The organism is Diaphorobacter sp. C33 (assembly GCF_030503915.1).
Classification (GTDB): domain Bacteria; phylum Pseudomonadota; class Gammaproteobacteria; order Burkholderiales; family Burkholderiaceae_C; genus Diaphorobacter; species Diaphorobacter nitroreducens.
In genome coordinates this window covers 888,995-903,620 of sequence record NZ_CP129980.1, presented here as the reverse complement: position 1 = coordinate 903,620, position 14,626 = coordinate 888,995, and the positions used below count along the sequence as shown (strand labels likewise).

Annotated in this window: 14 protein-coding genes; 4 read left to right on the top strand and 10 right to left on the bottom strand. The window is 69.7% G+C overall.

Going from position 1 to position 14,626, the window contains the following annotated elements:
• Positions 1-19 precede the first annotated feature (19 nt).
• Complete coding sequence (locus tag QY917_RS04280) at positions 20-667, top strand: arylesterase (RefSeq protein WP_123676345.1); 648 nt, start codon at positions 20-22, stop codon at positions 665-667.
• A gap of 15 nt (positions 668-682) precedes the next feature.
• Here the strand turns inward: QY917_RS04280 and QY917_RS04275 are convergent, their stop codons facing one another.
• The 3 genes from QY917_RS04275 to QY917_RS04265 all read right to left on the bottom strand — a co-directional run bounded on the left by QY917_RS04275 (position 683) and on the right by QY917_RS04265 (position 3,347).
• Positions 683-1,507 carry a DUF2189 domain-containing protein gene (locus QY917_RS04275; RefSeq protein ID WP_302078768.1) on the bottom strand — a complete coding sequence of 275 codons (825 nt, stop codon included), beginning with the start codon at positions 1,505-1,507 and terminating at the stop codon, positions 683-685.
• Positions 1,508-1,613: 106 nt separating this feature from the next.
• Positions 1,614-2,861 carry a PLP-dependent transferase gene (locus tag QY917_RS04270; RefSeq protein ID WP_123676347.1) on the bottom strand — a complete coding sequence of 416 codons (1,248 nt, stop codon included), beginning with the start codon at positions 2,859-2,861 and terminating at the stop codon, positions 1,614-1,616.
• A 33-nt stretch (positions 2,862-2,894) separates the two neighbouring features.
• Positions 2,895-3,347, bottom strand: a complete 453-nt coding sequence (locus QY917_RS04265; RefSeq protein WP_123676448.1) for a BON domain-containing protein — start codon at positions 3,345-3,347, stop codon at positions 2,895-2,897.
• A 137-nt stretch (positions 3,348-3,484) separates the two neighbouring features.
• Here QY917_RS04265 and QY917_RS04260 point away from each other — a divergent pair, with 137 nt between their 5' ends.
• The 3 genes from QY917_RS04260 to QY917_RS04250 are packed head-to-tail and all read left to right on the top strand — an operon-like array spanning position 3,485 to position 6,933.
• A complete protein-coding gene (locus tag QY917_RS04260) occupies positions 3,485-5,227 on the top strand; it encodes a SulP family inorganic anion transporter (protein WP_123676348.1) in 1,743 nt (580 codons plus the stop codon).
• A gap of 34 nt (positions 5,228-5,261) precedes the next feature.
• Positions 5,262-6,035: a GGDEF domain-containing protein gene (locus tag QY917_RS04255; protein ID WP_088886919.1), complete on the top strand. Its 774-nt coding sequence runs from the start codon at positions 5,262-5,264 to the stop codon at positions 6,033-6,035.
• Positions 6,036-6,045: 10 nt separating this feature from the next.
• Positions 6,046-6,933: a MinD/ParA family protein gene (locus QY917_RS04250; RefSeq protein WP_103738727.1), complete on the top strand. Its 888-nt coding sequence runs from the start codon at positions 6,046-6,048 to the stop codon at positions 6,931-6,933.
• 58 nt (positions 6,934-6,991) lie between these two features.
• Here the strand turns inward: QY917_RS04250 and QY917_RS04245 are convergent, their stop codons facing one another.
• From QY917_RS04245 to gltS, 7 genes are all read right to left on the bottom strand, one after another.
• Positions 6,992-7,897: a pirin family protein gene (locus tag QY917_RS04245; RefSeq protein ID WP_123676349.1), complete on the bottom strand. Its 906-nt coding sequence runs from the start codon at positions 7,895-7,897 to the stop codon at positions 6,992-6,994.
• Positions 7,894-8,298, bottom strand: a complete 405-nt coding sequence (locus tag QY917_RS04240; RefSeq protein WP_103738729.1) for an OsmC family protein — start codon at positions 8,296-8,298, stop codon at positions 7,894-7,896. Before QY917_RS04240 ends, QY917_RS04245 begins: the two co-directional genes overlap by 4 nt.
• An 81-nt stretch (positions 8,299-8,379) precedes the next feature.
• The gene (locus QY917_RS04235) at positions 8,380-10,890 is read right to left on the bottom strand and encodes a penicillin acylase family protein (protein ID WP_123676350.1); all 2,511 of its coding nucleotides are present in this window, start codon (positions 10,888-10,890) and stop codon (positions 8,380-8,382) included.
• 90 nt (positions 10,891-10,980) lie between these two features.
• Positions 10,981-11,967, bottom strand: coding sequence for an LD-carboxypeptidase (locus QY917_RS04230; RefSeq protein WP_123676351.1), 987 nt, complete (start codon positions 11,965-11,967; stop codon positions 10,981-10,983).
• Positions 11,960-13,045 carry a tRNA adenosine(34) deaminase TadA gene (gene tadA / locus QY917_RS04225; protein WP_123676352.1) on the bottom strand — a complete coding sequence of 362 codons (1,086 nt, stop codon included), beginning with the start codon at positions 13,043-13,045 and terminating at the stop codon, positions 11,960-11,962. Before tadA ends, QY917_RS04230 begins: the two co-directional genes overlap by 8 nt.
• Positions 13,046-13,098: 53 nt before the next feature.
• Positions 13,099-13,335, bottom strand: a complete 237-nt coding sequence (locus tag QY917_RS04220; RefSeq protein WP_015913150.1) for a hypothetical protein — start codon at positions 13,333-13,335, stop codon at positions 13,099-13,101.
• A 28-nt stretch (positions 13,336-13,363) separates the two neighbouring features.
• Positions 13,364-14,578, bottom strand: coding sequence for a sodium/glutamate symporter (gene gltS / locus QY917_RS04215; protein ID WP_123676353.1), 1,215 nt, complete (start codon positions 14,576-14,578; stop codon positions 13,364-13,366).
• Positions 14,579-14,626: the final 48 nt, after the last annotated feature.

Here is a 14,626-nt window from a genome sequence, read left to right as displayed (position 1 = left end):
GTTCTCGGCAGTGAAGCATATGATTCGGCGTGACTTTATCGTGGCGGGCGCCCTGGCCCTGTCGGGCGCGGCGCCCGCCCTTGCGCAGTCCGGTGGCAAGAAGCCCACCCGCGCCCCCGTGATCCTGGTGGTGGGCGACTCGCTCAGCGCCGAATACGGCCTTCCGCGCGGCACCGGCTGGGTGGCGCTGCTGGACAAGCGGCTAGCGCAGGAGAAGATCCCCGCCACGGTGGTCAACGCCAGCGTGAGCGGCGACACCACCGCCGGCGGCCGTGCGCGGCTGGCCGCACTGCTCCAGCAGCACCGACCCACGCATGTGGTGATCGAACTCGGCGGCAACGACGCCTTGCGCGGCCTGCCGCTGGCCAGCACCCAGGGCAACCTGGCGTGGATGACCGAACAGGCCCAGGCCGCGGGCGCGCGCGTGCTGCTGGTGGGTGTGCAGGTGCCGCCTAACTACGGCGCCAACTACACCCGGCAGTTCGCCGAGGTCTTCGAGAACGTGGCCCAGGAGCGCAAGGCGGCGCTCGTGCCCTTCCTGCTCAAGGGCGTGGCCGATGGGCCCGATCCCACGGCGCTGTTCCAGCCCGACCGCATCCACCCCACGGCTCAGGCGCACCCGCGCATGCTGGACAACGTGTGGCCCGCGCTGCGCGCCTTGCTGTAAACCATCGTCAGAGAATCAGCCGGCGCTCTGCGGCGCCTGCGCGGACGCAGGGGGCGCAGTGGGCGCCGCCACCGCCGCGCGGTAGGCATGCCAACTGGCATGCCCCAGCACCGGCCCCACCACCAGCAAGCCCGCGCCCCAGGCGAACAGCGACAACGCCACCAGCGCCGTGATGAGCAGGCCCCACAGCAGCATCACGCCGGGGTTTTCCACCACCACCCGCATGCTCGCAATGCCGGCCGTGAGCGCATCGGTGTCGCGGTCCAGAATCATCGGAATGGACACCACCATGCTGGAGAACACCAGGGCCGCGAACACACTGCCCACCAGCAGGTACACGGCGACGAACTGCCAGTTGCCTGGGTTGAACACCGCCTGCACCACCCCCGTGGTGGACGGCATGCCGGTGTTGAAGAACACGGCAAACACCACGAGCGACGCGCGGCCCCACAGCAGCTCCAGCACCACAAGTACGAGTACCAGCATGCCCATGCTGCCCAGGTGGCGGTCCCAACAGGTCAGCGATTCGCCCAGATCGGGTGCCAATCCCTGTTCGCGCCGGCGGCTGGTGTCGTACAAACCCATGGCCAGGAAGGGGCCCACCAGCAGGCAGCCGCTGGCAAACGACATGGTGTATTCCGGCCGCGCCTGGAACACCCAGCCCAGCAGGAGTGCCATGCCCCAGAACCACGTACCGTAGAACAGCGCCACGCCGGGTGCGGCCATCATGTCGCGCGCCCCCAGCACGAGCCAACGCAGCGGGTCCGGCCAGCGCAAGGGGTTGAGAGTCACCGGTGCGGACACCGGCGTGGAGGTGACTGGCGCGGAAGAATCAGACATGGCGGTCGGCATCGCTGCGGCAGTGGCGTTGCTGCCACCTTAACCACCTGACTGCCTGACCACCATCAAGGAAACTACCACCCTCGCCGCACCAGCCGCCAACGCATCAGGCAGCTCCAAAGGCCTGGTGCATCGCCTGCGCCAGGTCGGCACGCAGGTCGTCCACGGCCTCCAGCCCCACGGAGAAGCGCACCACGGTGCCGGGCCGCAGATGCGCGGTGGCGCGCGTGCGCATGCTGGGCAGGTCGTAGGGCACCACCAGGCTCATCGGCCCGCCCCAGCTGTATCCCAGCTTGAACAGGCGCAGGCCGTCGCAAAAGGCATCCACCTGCGCCTGGCTGTGGCATGCGTCAATGACCACGCTGAACAGGCCGGCGGCAGCGCCCTGCCCGCCATTGGCTGCGCCGCACAGCGCCTTCCACTGCGCATGGCCGGGCGATCCGGGCAGCGCCGGGTGCAGCACCTGGGCCACCGCGGGCTGCAAGCCCATCCACTGCGCCAGGTCGCGCGCGGCCGCATCGTGCGCTTGGTAGCGCAGCGCCATGCTGGGCAGCGCCCGCAAGACCGCTTCCACGTCGTTCGCCCCCACCCCCAGCCCGAGCCGCATGTGCGTGAGCTTGATGCGCAGGTGCAAGCCCTCGTCGCGCGTGGTGATGCTGCCCATCAGCACGTCGCCGCCGCCGCTGGGGTACTTGGTGAGCGCATGCACGGATACGTCCACGCCCAGCGCGCCCTCGGCACCCGCGCCACGGCCCAGCAGGTCGAAGGGTGCGAAAGCCAGGCCCGCGCCCCAGGTGTTGTCCAGCACCGTGGCCACGGCGCGTGCGCGGCAGATGCGCACTTGCTCCACCAGGTCGGGGAACTCCAACGTCACGGAGCCCGGCGCCTCCAGCCACACCAGCCGCGTGGCGTCGGTGATCTTGGATGCGAGGTCCGCCGGGTCCAAGGGGTCATAGATACGGTGGCGGATGCCGTAGTGGCGCAGCTCCACCTCGGCCAGTGCCTTGTTGGGACCATAAGCGTTGTCCGGGATCAGCACCTCGTCGCCCTGGCGCAGCAGCGCCAGCGATACGGTGGAAATGGCGGCCAATCCGCTGGGCACCAGCAGGCACTGCAGCCCGCCTTCCAGCGTGGCCAGGCGCTCTTCCAGCTGGTAGGTCGTGGGCGTGCCGTGCAGCCCGTAGGTGTAGCTGCTCTTGTCCTTCCACTCGCGCGCGCGCATAGCGGCGACGTTGGGGAAGATGACGGTGGACGCCTTGTGCACCGCTGGCTGCGGGGCATGGAAACCCTGCGGCGGTGTGTACTCGTGGTGAATGAGGCGGGTGGACAGGTCGGGTGGGGAGGGCTGCTTCATGCGCCGATGGTAGAGCCTGTCCCCCGCCCATGCTCAGCCGCCGCTGGAGATGGTGAGGTTGTTGACCACCGAGGTCACGCCCGGTACGGCCTGTGCGATCTGGCTGGCGCGGTCACGGGCCTGCTCGCTTTTCACGGGGCCATTGAGCGTGACGACGCCCGCACGGGTGTCCACGTCGATCTTGATGGCGCTGAGGTCCGGGTCTTGCGCCAGGCCCGCGTTCACCTTGGTGGTGATGCCGGCATCGTCCATAAGGGCGGCTGCGTCGGCCGTGGCGTTGCGTGAAGCCTGCCCGGCTTCCTGCGCCGCGGATTCCATTTTTTGCTTGGCATCCTGGGCCGCCTGTTCGGTCTTGTTGATGGCGGAATCCAGGCGTTGCCCGGCCGTGGGTTCCTCGGCCTTGTTGCAAGCACTCAACCCGGCGGCCAGGGCAGCGGCAGCGGCGAAAACGGTCCAGCGCGACGTTCGAAAAAGAGGGGTTGTCATGGGCATATCTCCTTCCAGTGGGTACGGAGTCCACTGTAGAAAGCACTGGCTGCCGAGCCGGTCGGAGAGGACCGAAACCGCAGTAGGACAACAGCGGCTTTCAGGCACGTGCCGACGCAAGCTTGGACAATCGGCCCATGTCCTCATCCTTGCTGCATCGCTGGTTTCCCTTTCTCTCCTGGCCCCGCCCGACATCCGCGCTGCTGCAGGGCGAGTTCTGGGCCGGCATGACCGTCGGGCTGATGCTGGTGCCGCAGGGCGTGGCGTATGCCGCGCTGGCCGGCATGCCGCTAGTGACGGGGATCTACGCATCGCTGGTGCCGGCACTGGTAGCCGTGCTGTGGAGCTCATCCACCCGCCTGGGCGTCGGGCCCACGGCGCTCACCAGCCTGCTCATCGGCGCGTCGATCACCGGGCTGGCCGAGCCCGGCAGCGCCCATTGGGTCACGCTGGCGGTGTGGATGGCCCTGCTGTCGGGCCTGCTGCAGCTGCTGCTGGGCGTGGTGCGTTTCGGCTGGCTGCTCAACCTGGTGACCTCGCCGGTGCTGGGCGGCTTCACGCAGGCTGCGGCGTTGCTGATCCTGGCCTCGCAACTGCCCGACCTGTTGGGCCTTCGCACCAGCTGGAGCGCACTGGCGGTCAGCCCGTCGCTGCACCACTTCGACCTGCGCGCGCTGGCGTTCGGCCTGGGCAGCCTGGGCTGCCTGGTGCTGGCGCGGCGCTGGCGCTCCAGCTTCCCGGCCGCCATCGTGGTGATCGCGCTGGCGGCACTCATCAGCTGGGCCATGGGCTATGCCGATGCCGACGGCGCCGTGATCGGCCACTTGCCCTCCGGCCTGCCGACGCTGTACTGGCCGGGATGGCTCTCGTGGGAAGAAATGGGCGCGCTGGTGATGCCGGTGATGGTCGTCACGCTGGTCAGCTTCCTGGAGACCGCCTCCAGCGCCAAGGTGGAGCACCACCAGGGCGGCACCCGCTGGAACGAGAACCAGGACCTGATCGCCCATGGCATGGCCAAGATCAGTTCGGGCCTGTGTGGCAGCTTTGCCACCAGCGCGTCGTTCTCGCGCTCCGCCATCAATCTGTATGCGGGCGCCAAGAGCGGCTGGGCGACGCTGTTCGCGCTGGTGCTGGTGCTGGCAACGCTGCTGTGGCTCACGCCGGCCCTGTACCACGTACCACAGCCGGTGCTGGCCGCCGTGGTGGTGACAGCGGTCACCAGCCTCATCAAGCCCGCCGGCATGTTGCGCCTGTGGCGCGTCTCGCGCGTGGAGACGGCCATCGGCCTCGTTACCTTCGGCCTCACGCTGGCCACGGCACCGCGCATGTACTGGGGCGTGCTGGTGGGCCTGCTGATGAACCTGAGCCACTTTCTCTACCAACGGCTGCACCCGCGCATCATCGAGGTGGGCCTGCACCCCGACGGCAGCCTGCGCGACCGCCACCTGTGGCAGCTGCCCCCGCTGGCGCCAGAGCTGCTGGCCCTGCGCATGGATGCCGAGCTGGACTTCGCCTCCGCCAATGCGCTGGAGCGCCGCGTGACCGACGAGCTGGCCCAGCGCCCGTCCATCCGCCACCTGTGCCTGTTCGCGCTGCCCATCAACCGCATCGACGTGACGGGGGTGGAGGCCTTCATCCGCCTGCGCGCGCTGCTGCAAAGCCACGGCGGCACGCTGCATGTGACCGGCATCAAGCTGCCGGTACAGCACACGCTGGACAATGCAGGCGCGCTGGCGCCGGGACCCAACTTCGCGCTGTACCGCACCGACGCCGAGGCCATCGCGGCACTGCAGAGGCTGGCTCCCCCCGACGCCGGGAACCCTGTCTCGGCGCCGCAGTCCGACACAAGTGGCCCAGCTCAGTCGCTACCGAAGCTATAGCTGCTACACTGCCGATAGATATTTGTTTCTGGTTGTGACAAACACCGCGTCCCCCGCTTCCGTCTCTCTGCGCGACCTGCGTCTGGCCACGGCCCATGCCCTGGTGGCGCAGTCGTTGGGTTCCGAAGTGTCCCTGCAGGGCCAGACGCCGCTGCTGTACCTGCAGAACCTCATTGACGGCCTGTGCGAACTCTCGCTGAAGGACCCGCTCACCGGGCTGGCCAACCGCCGCCACGTGCGTGCGGTGCTGGAGCGCGAGATCGACCGGGTCGCGCGCTCGGGCGAAGCCGCGCTGCTGCTGATGCTGGACATCGACCATTTCAAGCAGGTCAACGACCGCCATGGCCACCTGGCCGGCGACATCGTGCTGCAGTCCGTCGCGCGTACGCTGGAGAGCTGCGTACGCCCCATGGACACCGTGGCCCGGTACGGCGGCGAGGAATTCGCCATCGTGCTGCCCGCCTGCCAGTTCGGCTTTGGCCGGGTGATCGCCGAACGCGTGCGCCGCGCGGTCGAAGCCACGCCCGTGCGCATCTCGCCATCGCTCACGTTGAACGTCACCGTGAGCATCGGCGGCGCCTTCGCGCTGCAATGGATCCGCAGCACCACCGCCCTGTGGGCCGACCGGGCCGATGCCGAGCTGTACAAGGCCAAGCTCGGCGGCCGCAACTGCATCAGCATCGAAGAACAACCCGACAGCACGGTCACTGCGGAAGAAAAGAGTTTGCTGTTCGGCCCGCTATACACTCCGTCGGGATGGGGCGACCTGCCCCCGCCTTTGGATCCATCCACAGGCAGCGCCTATTGAAAGCCCAGTGATGAACGACGCGCTGTCCCCAAACCCGACGACTCCACCGGCCGGCGCCGCTGCGCCGGCTTCTGCTTCCGTGCCCTCCGCCACACCCGCCAACGCACGCATCATCGCCATCACCAGCGGCAAGGGCGGCGTGGGCAAGACCTTCGTGTCCGCCAACCTGGCGGCCGCCCTCACCCGCCGCGGGCACCGCGTGCTGGTGCTGGATGCCGACCTGGGCCTGGCCAACCTGGACGTGGTGCTGAACCTGCACCCCAAGGTCACGCTGCACGACGTCTTTACCGGCAAGGCCCAATTGGAAGACGCCGTGATCAAGGCACCCGGCGGCTTTTCGGTCCTGCTGGCCGGCTCCGGCATGGTCGAGTACTCGCGCCTCACGCCCGAGGTGCGCAACGAATTCCTCAACGTCATCCACACGCTGGCACCCCGCTTTGACGTGGTGCTGCTGGACACCGGCGCGGGCATCTCGGACGTGGTGCTGTTTTCCGTCTCGCTGGCGCACGAGGTGCTCATCGTCGCGACGCCCGAGCCCACGTCGCTCACCGACGCCTACGCCGCCATCAAGGTGCTGGCCACCCAGCAAAAGCGCCAGCACGTGCGCATGGTGGTGAACCAGGCCGCACGTCCGGGGGACGGACGCGCCATCACCGGGCAGTTGCAGCAGGTGCTGGACCGCTTCGTGACCACCGACACCGGCCGCCCCATGCGGCTGATCCACGTGGGGGACATTCCCGCCGACACCTCGGTGCGCGACGCCGTGATGCGCCGCCAGTTACTGATGCTGCAGATGCCCGGCTGCCCGGCCGCGCTGGCCGTGGCCCAGTTGGCGAACAAGGTGGAGTCCACGATGCTCACGCCATCCCCCGAAGGACCGGGCGCAAATCGCTCCTGAAAAAATAGCTGCTAGCGCTTGCCCAACAAGCGTTACAGCCACTTTTGCCTTCAATAACTTACCCCAGAAACCTCCGCGGCGGCAGGGGAATGCGTTCGCTCTCGCCCGGGATGTGGCCCATGGCGTCGCGATCCCAGTCATCGGCGGCTTGCACGATGCGCTCCTTGCGGCTGGAAACGAAGTTCCACCAGATGTGGCGCGGGCCGTCCAGGGCGGCGCCGCCGATCACCACACACCGCGCCCCCGCCTTACCCGCGCGCACGCTGGTGGAGCGGCCGGGCTCCAGCAGCGCCAGCGTCTGCGCGGGCAACGCCTCGGCGTCCAGCCACAGCCCCTCGCTCACGGTGTAGAGCGCCATCTCGTCGGCCTGCGCGGGCAGGTCCAGCGCAGAACCCGGCTCCAGCTGCACATCCAGCAGCAGCGTGGGCGCAAACGTGGCCACGGGCGACTGGCAGCCGAAGGCCGCGCCAATCAGCACCCGCACCGCTGCGCCGCCATGCTGGTAGGCCGGGATCTGGTCCGCAGGGGTATGGGCGAAATGCGGCGCCGCTTCCTCATGCGCCTGCGGCAGCGCCGCCCAGAGCTGGATGCCGTGGTTCACATAAGTGCTGTGCGCCAGCGCGGGCGGGCGCCGCTCGGAATGCACGATGCCGCGCCCCGCCGTCATCCAGTTGATGGCGCCGGGCTCGATCTGCTGCAGCGAACCCAAACTGTCGCGGTGCAGGATCGCGCCCTCGAACAGGTAGGTGACCGTGGCCAGCCCGATGTGCGGGTGGGGCCGTACGTCATAGGCGGATGCAGGCGCCACCGTCGCGGGGCCGAAGTGGTCGAAGAACACGAAGGGCCCCACCGACCGGCGCTGCAGCGCCGGCAGCAGGCGGCGCACGGTGAAGCCGCCGCCCAGGTCCTTGAAGTGCCCGCTCAGGCGCAGAGGGCCCTGCGCAGGAATGGCGTCGGCGCTCATGCGCGCTCCACCACGGTGGTGATCTCGGTGGTCACCTGGGTCATGAGCTTGTGCACGGGGCATTTGCCGATCGCGGCCTGCAGCTCGGCGATCTGCGCATCGCTCAAGTCGCCCTGCACTTGCAGCCGTGTGGCCAGGCGATAGGTACCGCTGCGCTCCTGCGAGGCATCACGCTCCACCACGGTGCGCACGTCCTGCACGTCCCAGCCCTTGCGCCGCGCGTACCACAGCAGCGTGAGCGCCTTGCAGCCGCCCAGCGCGGCGTCGTACAGGTCGTGCGGGTTGGGGCCGGTGTCGTCGCCGCCTTCGGCGGCCGTGCCGTCCACCACCCATTCGTGGCTGCGGATGGCGAGGCGCTGGGCCATGGGGGTGCCCTCGATGCGCTGCAACTGGATGGTCATGGACGGCTCTCCTTCAGGGTTGTCCGTGCCACTGTAATGCGACAGGCGTGACAAGCACCGCGGCGTGCGCCCGCCCGGTGTCTAGGGGCGCAGCTGCAACTGGTGCACGTAGCGGCGCGGCTGGCGCTGCAGGGGGCGGTAGCCGCCGCCGGCCCAGGCCTGGGCCATGTCGGCGTAGCGCGGCGAGAACACCAGCCCGCTCTGACCCGTCTGGTAAATGAACAGCGAACGCTCCGGGTCTTGCAGGTCGTACAGCGCGCGCAGCGAGGGCGCGTGCCGGCTGGCGAAGGGCTCCACGGGCTGCGCAGCGTTGTACTGGCCCACGTTGACGCTGTACGCATCCCCCCCCGAGGGCACGCCCACGTTGAACCAGCGCGACAGCACGGGCACGCTGCCCAGCGGCTTGTGCACGGAAAGCGCCGGATGCGCCGCGCCCCACGCCCAGCGCTCGGGCTGGTTGCCATAGCGCGCGGCCAGGCGCTGCACGGTACGCTCCAGCGCCGCGCCGGCATGGGCGGCGCAGCCGTGGGGCGGGCACCACCAGGTGTCGCCGCGCTCCAGCATGCCTTCCAGGCCCGCACGGAAGTCCCGCCGGCCGTAGGTAGCGGCAAAGCGCTCCTCACCCACGCGGGGCACGACCAGTGCGCGCGTGAGCTCGTCGGCCCACACCGACAGGATGAGCGGCGCCGCGCGGTCGGCACGCATGTCGCCGTCAAAGCCGCGCAGTAGCGCCTGGGCCTGCCGCGCCAGCGGCTGCGAGACCGGAGCCGCCAGCAGATAGGGCAGCAGGCGCAGCGCGGCGGGGGACACCGTGTCGCCCTGCAGCGCGCGCAGGGACGGCAGGTCGTGCAGGCGCTGTGCCTCCAGCTGCTGCTCTATGCGCTGGTAGCGGTAGGGCAAGGCCCAGTCTTGCGTCAGGAAGTGCGGATAGCCCGGCGCCGTGATGCGCTGGTTGGCCGTGGCGATCCAGCCGCGCGCGCCGCCGTCGTCCTGCGGCGTCTGCGCCAGGGGCAGCCAGCCCTGCCAGTCGTAGCGCGCCTCCCAGCCCGGCGCGGGGGCCACGCCGCGCAGGTCGTTGTCGGCCGCACGCAGGGGCACGCGCCCAAAGGCCTGGAAGCGGATCGCGCCATGCACGTCCGCCGCCACCACGCTCTGCATGGGCGAGTGGTAGTGCGCCATGCCTGCGAAGAGTTCCTCCACCGAGCGCGCCTGGTTGCTCAGCAGGCCCGCCAGCACGGTGTGGTTGTCGGCATCCAGTGCGCTCCAGCGCAGCGCGATCACATGCCGGCGCAGGTCCAGCACGCTGCCGTGCAGCGCGGGCTGCGCATCGCTGATCACCGGCCCATGGCGCGTGCTGCGCACAGTGTGGCGCACGTCGGGGCGGCCCTTCACGCGGATCACGTGCTCGCGCTGCTCGAAGCCCTGCCAGCCCTCGGGCGTGCGGTAGCGCGTGGGGTCGTCGGGGTGGATGGCCTCGATGTACAGGTCCTGCACATCGGGCGCGGTGTTGGTGAAGCCCCAGGCCACCTCGGCCGTGCGGCCCAGCACCACGAAGGGCAGGCCCGGCAAAGTGGCGCCGATCACGTCAATGGCCGCGACGGGCGTGCCGTCGGACGCCCTACCCTGCGGCGCCTTCAGGTGCGCGAAGTACCACAGCGCCGGCGCGCCCAGGCCCAGGTGCGGGTCGTTGGCTAGCAGCGGCCGGCCGCTGGCCGTGCGCGTGCCGTCCAGCACCCAGTTGTTGCTGCCGCGCCCGCCGGGCGTGCCCAGTCCCGCCACGAAGTCCTGCGACCAGGCCTGCAGCGCGTGCGCCGCGCCTGCGCCTGCGGACTCGGCATCGGCCTGCGGGGCCGGTGCAGCCGCCTGCGGCGCGCGGTACACGCCCAGCGACCGGTACAGCGCCTGCAGGTCCACCGCCGTCGCGGGCGCCTCGCCAGGATAGGGCGGCATGAGCTGCCACAGCCGCTCGGTGGGCAGCGTGGCCGCCAGCGACAGGCGCGCGAACTCGTTGCCCCAGTTGCCGCCCAGGTCCAGCGCCATCATCAGCGCCCAGGCCACACTGTCCTCAGGCGCCCAGGCCACACCCTGCGCACCGCCGGACCGCGCACCCAGCAGCAAAAACTCCGGCGGCAGCGCCTGGGTCCGCGCCGCGTGGAAGGACTGGATGCCCCGGCTGTAGCCCTGCAGCGCCTCGCGCGCGAACGCGGGCAGCGCGGCGTACTGGCGGCGCGCCGCACCCATGATGTCCAGCGTGCGCATGAGCTTGTCGGTGTCCAGCGTGGCGGGGCCGAGGATCTCGGACAGCTCGCCGTGCATCAGCCGGCGGTTGAACTCCAGTTGCCAGGTGCGCTCCTGCGCATGCACGTAGCCCATGGCGAACCACGCGTCCCAGGGGGTCTGCGCCTCGATGTGCGTCACGTCGGCTTCGTCGCGGCGCACCGCCACGGCGTGCTGCAGCCCGGCGGCGCGCAGTGTCCCGTCCAGTTGCGGGAAGCTGCGCAGCGCATACACCGCGGCCACGCTGCCGGCCAGCAGCAGCGCTGCCACCAGCGCCACCACGGCGCCCGCGCCGATGCGTTGCAATCTGCCCATGCCGCCTCCCCCGCCGTCGCGGAGTTTCAAGCCAAAACCTGCCATCGCGCCCACCCTTCAAGCGCCGGCAGCTCTTAAATCAATAGCATCTCAGTGGGCATGGCCCCAGTAGATGAGCGCGTCGCGCCCTTCGACCGACAGCGACACCTCCGCGCCCACGGGCAGCAGCACCTTGGTGGGCACGTGGCCGAACGGCAGGTTGGTCAGCACCGGTGCCTTGATCTGCGTGCGCAGCCAGTCCACCACGCTCTGCAGCTTGAAGCCCTTGTCGTGCGGCGTGAGCTTGTATTCATTGAACTGGCCCAGCACCACGGCCTTTTGCCGGGCCAGCACGCCGGCGTGCAGCAGCTGGGTGAGCAGGCGTTCGACGCGGTAAGGGTGCTCGCCCACGTCCTCCAGGAACAACACGCCGCCCTTGACCTGCGGGAAGTACGGCGTGCCCACCAACGAGCACAGCACGGCCAGGTTGCCGCCCCACAGGGTGGCCTTCTTCACGTAGATGTCGCGCACGGCGGGCTGGCCGTCGGCGCGGGGTTTCTCGGCGTTCATGCGCCAGCCGCTGCCCTCGCCGTGGCCGGTAAGCAGATCGTCCAGGCAGGCCAGCATGATGTCGTCGGGCTCGCCCGGCACGCCCAGGTCTCCCACCAGCGCCGGGCCGGCCCAGGTGGTCGCACCGGTCTTGGCCAGCAGCGCGGACTGGAAGGCCGTGAAGTCGCTCACGCCCACGAACTGGGTTCCGCGCTCCACCGCCTTGGCCACGGCCTTGTACTGGATGCCCGGCAGGATGCGCGTGAGGCCGTAGCCGCCGCGGCTGATCAGCGCCACGTCGGCGCCGCTGGCGGCCGCGCGGTGGATGGCGGCCAGGCGCGTGGCATCGTCGCCGGCAAAGCGCGTGTGGGAGGCGAGCGCGTCGGGGTCCACCTCCACCTCGTGGCCCATGGCCTGCAGGCGGGCAATGCCGCGCTTGAACGCGGCCTTGTCGCGCACCGCGCCAGAAGGGGAGTAGATGTAGATGCGCCGGGGGCCGTGAGGGTGATCGCAGTGATCGTGGCCGCAGTCGTGGGGGTGGTTAGGCATAGCGGGTGAAGTATTCCATAGCGCGCAGCGCCGAGGCGGCGCTGGCGTCCGGCACGGTGAGGAGCGGCGCGGCACCGGCATCGGCAAAACGGACAAAGGCGCGCGGCCCGGCGCGATGGCCGGCATCAGGGAACGGCGCGGCGTCGCAGGGCGCGCCACGCCGCACATGCAGCACGCGCACCAGGGGCGCCGACGCCGCATCGGGCAGCAGCGGCGCACCGGGCTGCGCCACCTGCACCACGCCGCGCAAGGCCAGGCGCTGCACCAGCTCGGCCAGCACCTGTCGATGCCAGTCGAGGCGGTGGGCGGCTTCTTTCTTGGGTTTGTCGCTGCGGCCGAAGCCGATCAGGTCCGGCGCTACCACGCGGTGGCCGGCCTGCGCGAAGGCCGCCAACATGGGCTGCCAGCCATGGCTCCAGCCAGGGCTGGCATGCAGCAGCAGCCAGGTGCGGGCGGCGTCGCGTGGGCCTTCGTCCAGGTAGTGCAGGCGCAGGCCGGCCAGCGCGGGCAGATCGCTCACGTAATGCGGCGCGGGGCCGTCCAGATGGGCGAACGCGGCGTCGGGCGTGCGCAGCGCGTCCTGGCGCAGCGGGTGGGCGGCCAGTTGCTGCGCCCGCTGGGCGCGGCGGCGGTCGCGGAAGAAGTCGCTCAGCAGTGCACCGCATTCATCGGCCAGCACGCCGCCTTGCACCGCGGTCTGGTGGTTGAGACGCGGCTCGGCGAACAGGTTGACTACCGAGCCCGCCGCGCCGGTCTTGGCATCCGCCGCGCCGTAGACCACGCGCGGCAGGCGCGCGTGCAGCATGGCGCCGCTGCACATGGCGCACGGCTCCAGCGTGACGTAGAGCGTGCAGCCGTCGAGCCGGTAGTTGGAGAGCTGCGCCGCGCCGGCGCGCAGCGCGGCCATCTCGGCATGCGCCGTGGGGTCGTGCCCGGCGATGGGGGCATTGCGCCCGGTGGCGATCACCTGCCCATCGCGCACCAGCACGGCGCCCACGGGCACCTCGCCCGCCTGCTGCGCGGCGCGCGCCTGGGCGATGGCCTCGCGCATCCAGTGGGCGTCGTCGAATTTGCTCATCTTTCAATAGCTGCTCGCGCTTGATGGGTAAGCGCTAGAGGCCATTTTGTCCATCAATCTTCGGGCAGGGTGCGTGGCTGCTGCATCAGTGCGTCCATCTGCTGCTTCACCTGCTGCTGCACCTGCTGGCTTTGCGCGCGCACCGTGGAGGCGGCGCCCTCCGCCGGCGCCGGCAGCCCCTGCACGGCGGGCGGCACGGCGACGCGCGTGGCGCCCATCTGCTTCTTGACCAGTACGGCCACGAGGGCCAGGGCCAGCAGCAGCCCGATCAGTCCGAATCCTGTACGCACCGCCTGCCCTCCGCGCCGTGGTGGGCGCTTAGCCGAACACGTTGATGAAGACCTGGATGGCCACGGCATTGACCAGGTCGATGAAGAACGCGCCCACCATGGGCACGATCAGGAAAGCCTTGTGCGACGCGCCGTACTGGTTGGTAATGGCCTGCATGTTCGCCACCGCCGTGGGCGTGGCGCCCATGCCGAAGCCGCAATGCCCCGCACAGAGAACGGCCGCATCGTAGTTGCTTCCCATCAGGCGGAAGGTGACGAAGCCCGCGTAGGCCGCCATGACCAGCGTCTGCACGCCCAGGATGACGACCAGCGGACCCGCCAGCCCGGCCAGCTCCCACAGCTTGAGTGACAGCAGCGCGATCGCCAGGTAGACGGACAGCCCGGTGTTGCCGAACACGTCGATGGCGCGGTCGAACACCTCGAAGTTGAAGACGTAGTCCAGCACGTTGCGGATCAGCACGCCCCCGCCCAGCGCCCACACGAAGGTGGGCAGTTGCAGCGCCGTGCCCTTCGTCAACTGGCTCATGAACTCGGCAAAGGCCAGGCAGCCGGCAAACAGGGCCATGGTCTCGATGGCCGCGTCCGCCGTGATCAGGCGTGTCTTGTGCGGGAACTCGAAGTTGGGCGTGCCCGCCTCCAGCGCGCCGGCATCGCCCGTGCCCTGCGGGTGCTTCAGCCCGTGGCGCTGGATCAGCCATTTGGCCAGCGGCCCGCCGATAAGCCCGCCGATGACCAGGCCGAAGGTGGCACAGGCAATGCCCAAGGTGATGGCGCCAGGGATGCCATGGTCGTTTTCCAGCACCGAGCCCCAGGCCCCGGCCGTGCCGTGCCCGCCCACCAGAGTGATGGAGCCCGCGATCAGGCCGATCAGCGGGTCCAGCCCCAGCGCGGTGGCCAGCGCCACGCCCACGCTGTTCTGCACGCCGATGAACACCACCACGACCAGCAGGAAGACGATCAGCCCCATGCCGCCCTCGCGCAGCTTGAGGAAGTTGGCGCTCAGCCCGATGGAGGAGAAGAACACCAGCATGAAGGCGGTCTGCAGGCCGGTGTCGAACGACGCACGCACATCGAACGCGGCGTTCAGCCCCCAGGAGATGAGCGCCGCCACCAGGCCGCCCGCCACGGGTTCCGGAATGTTGAATTCGCGCAGCCAGCGGATGCGCTGCACGAGGAACTTGCCCACCAGCAGCACGATGGCCGCGAAGATCAGGGTGTAGTAGGTGCTGAACTGTATATCCATGTGATCTCAGAGTAAGAACCACGCCGGCGGACGCAACCCGGCCGTGCC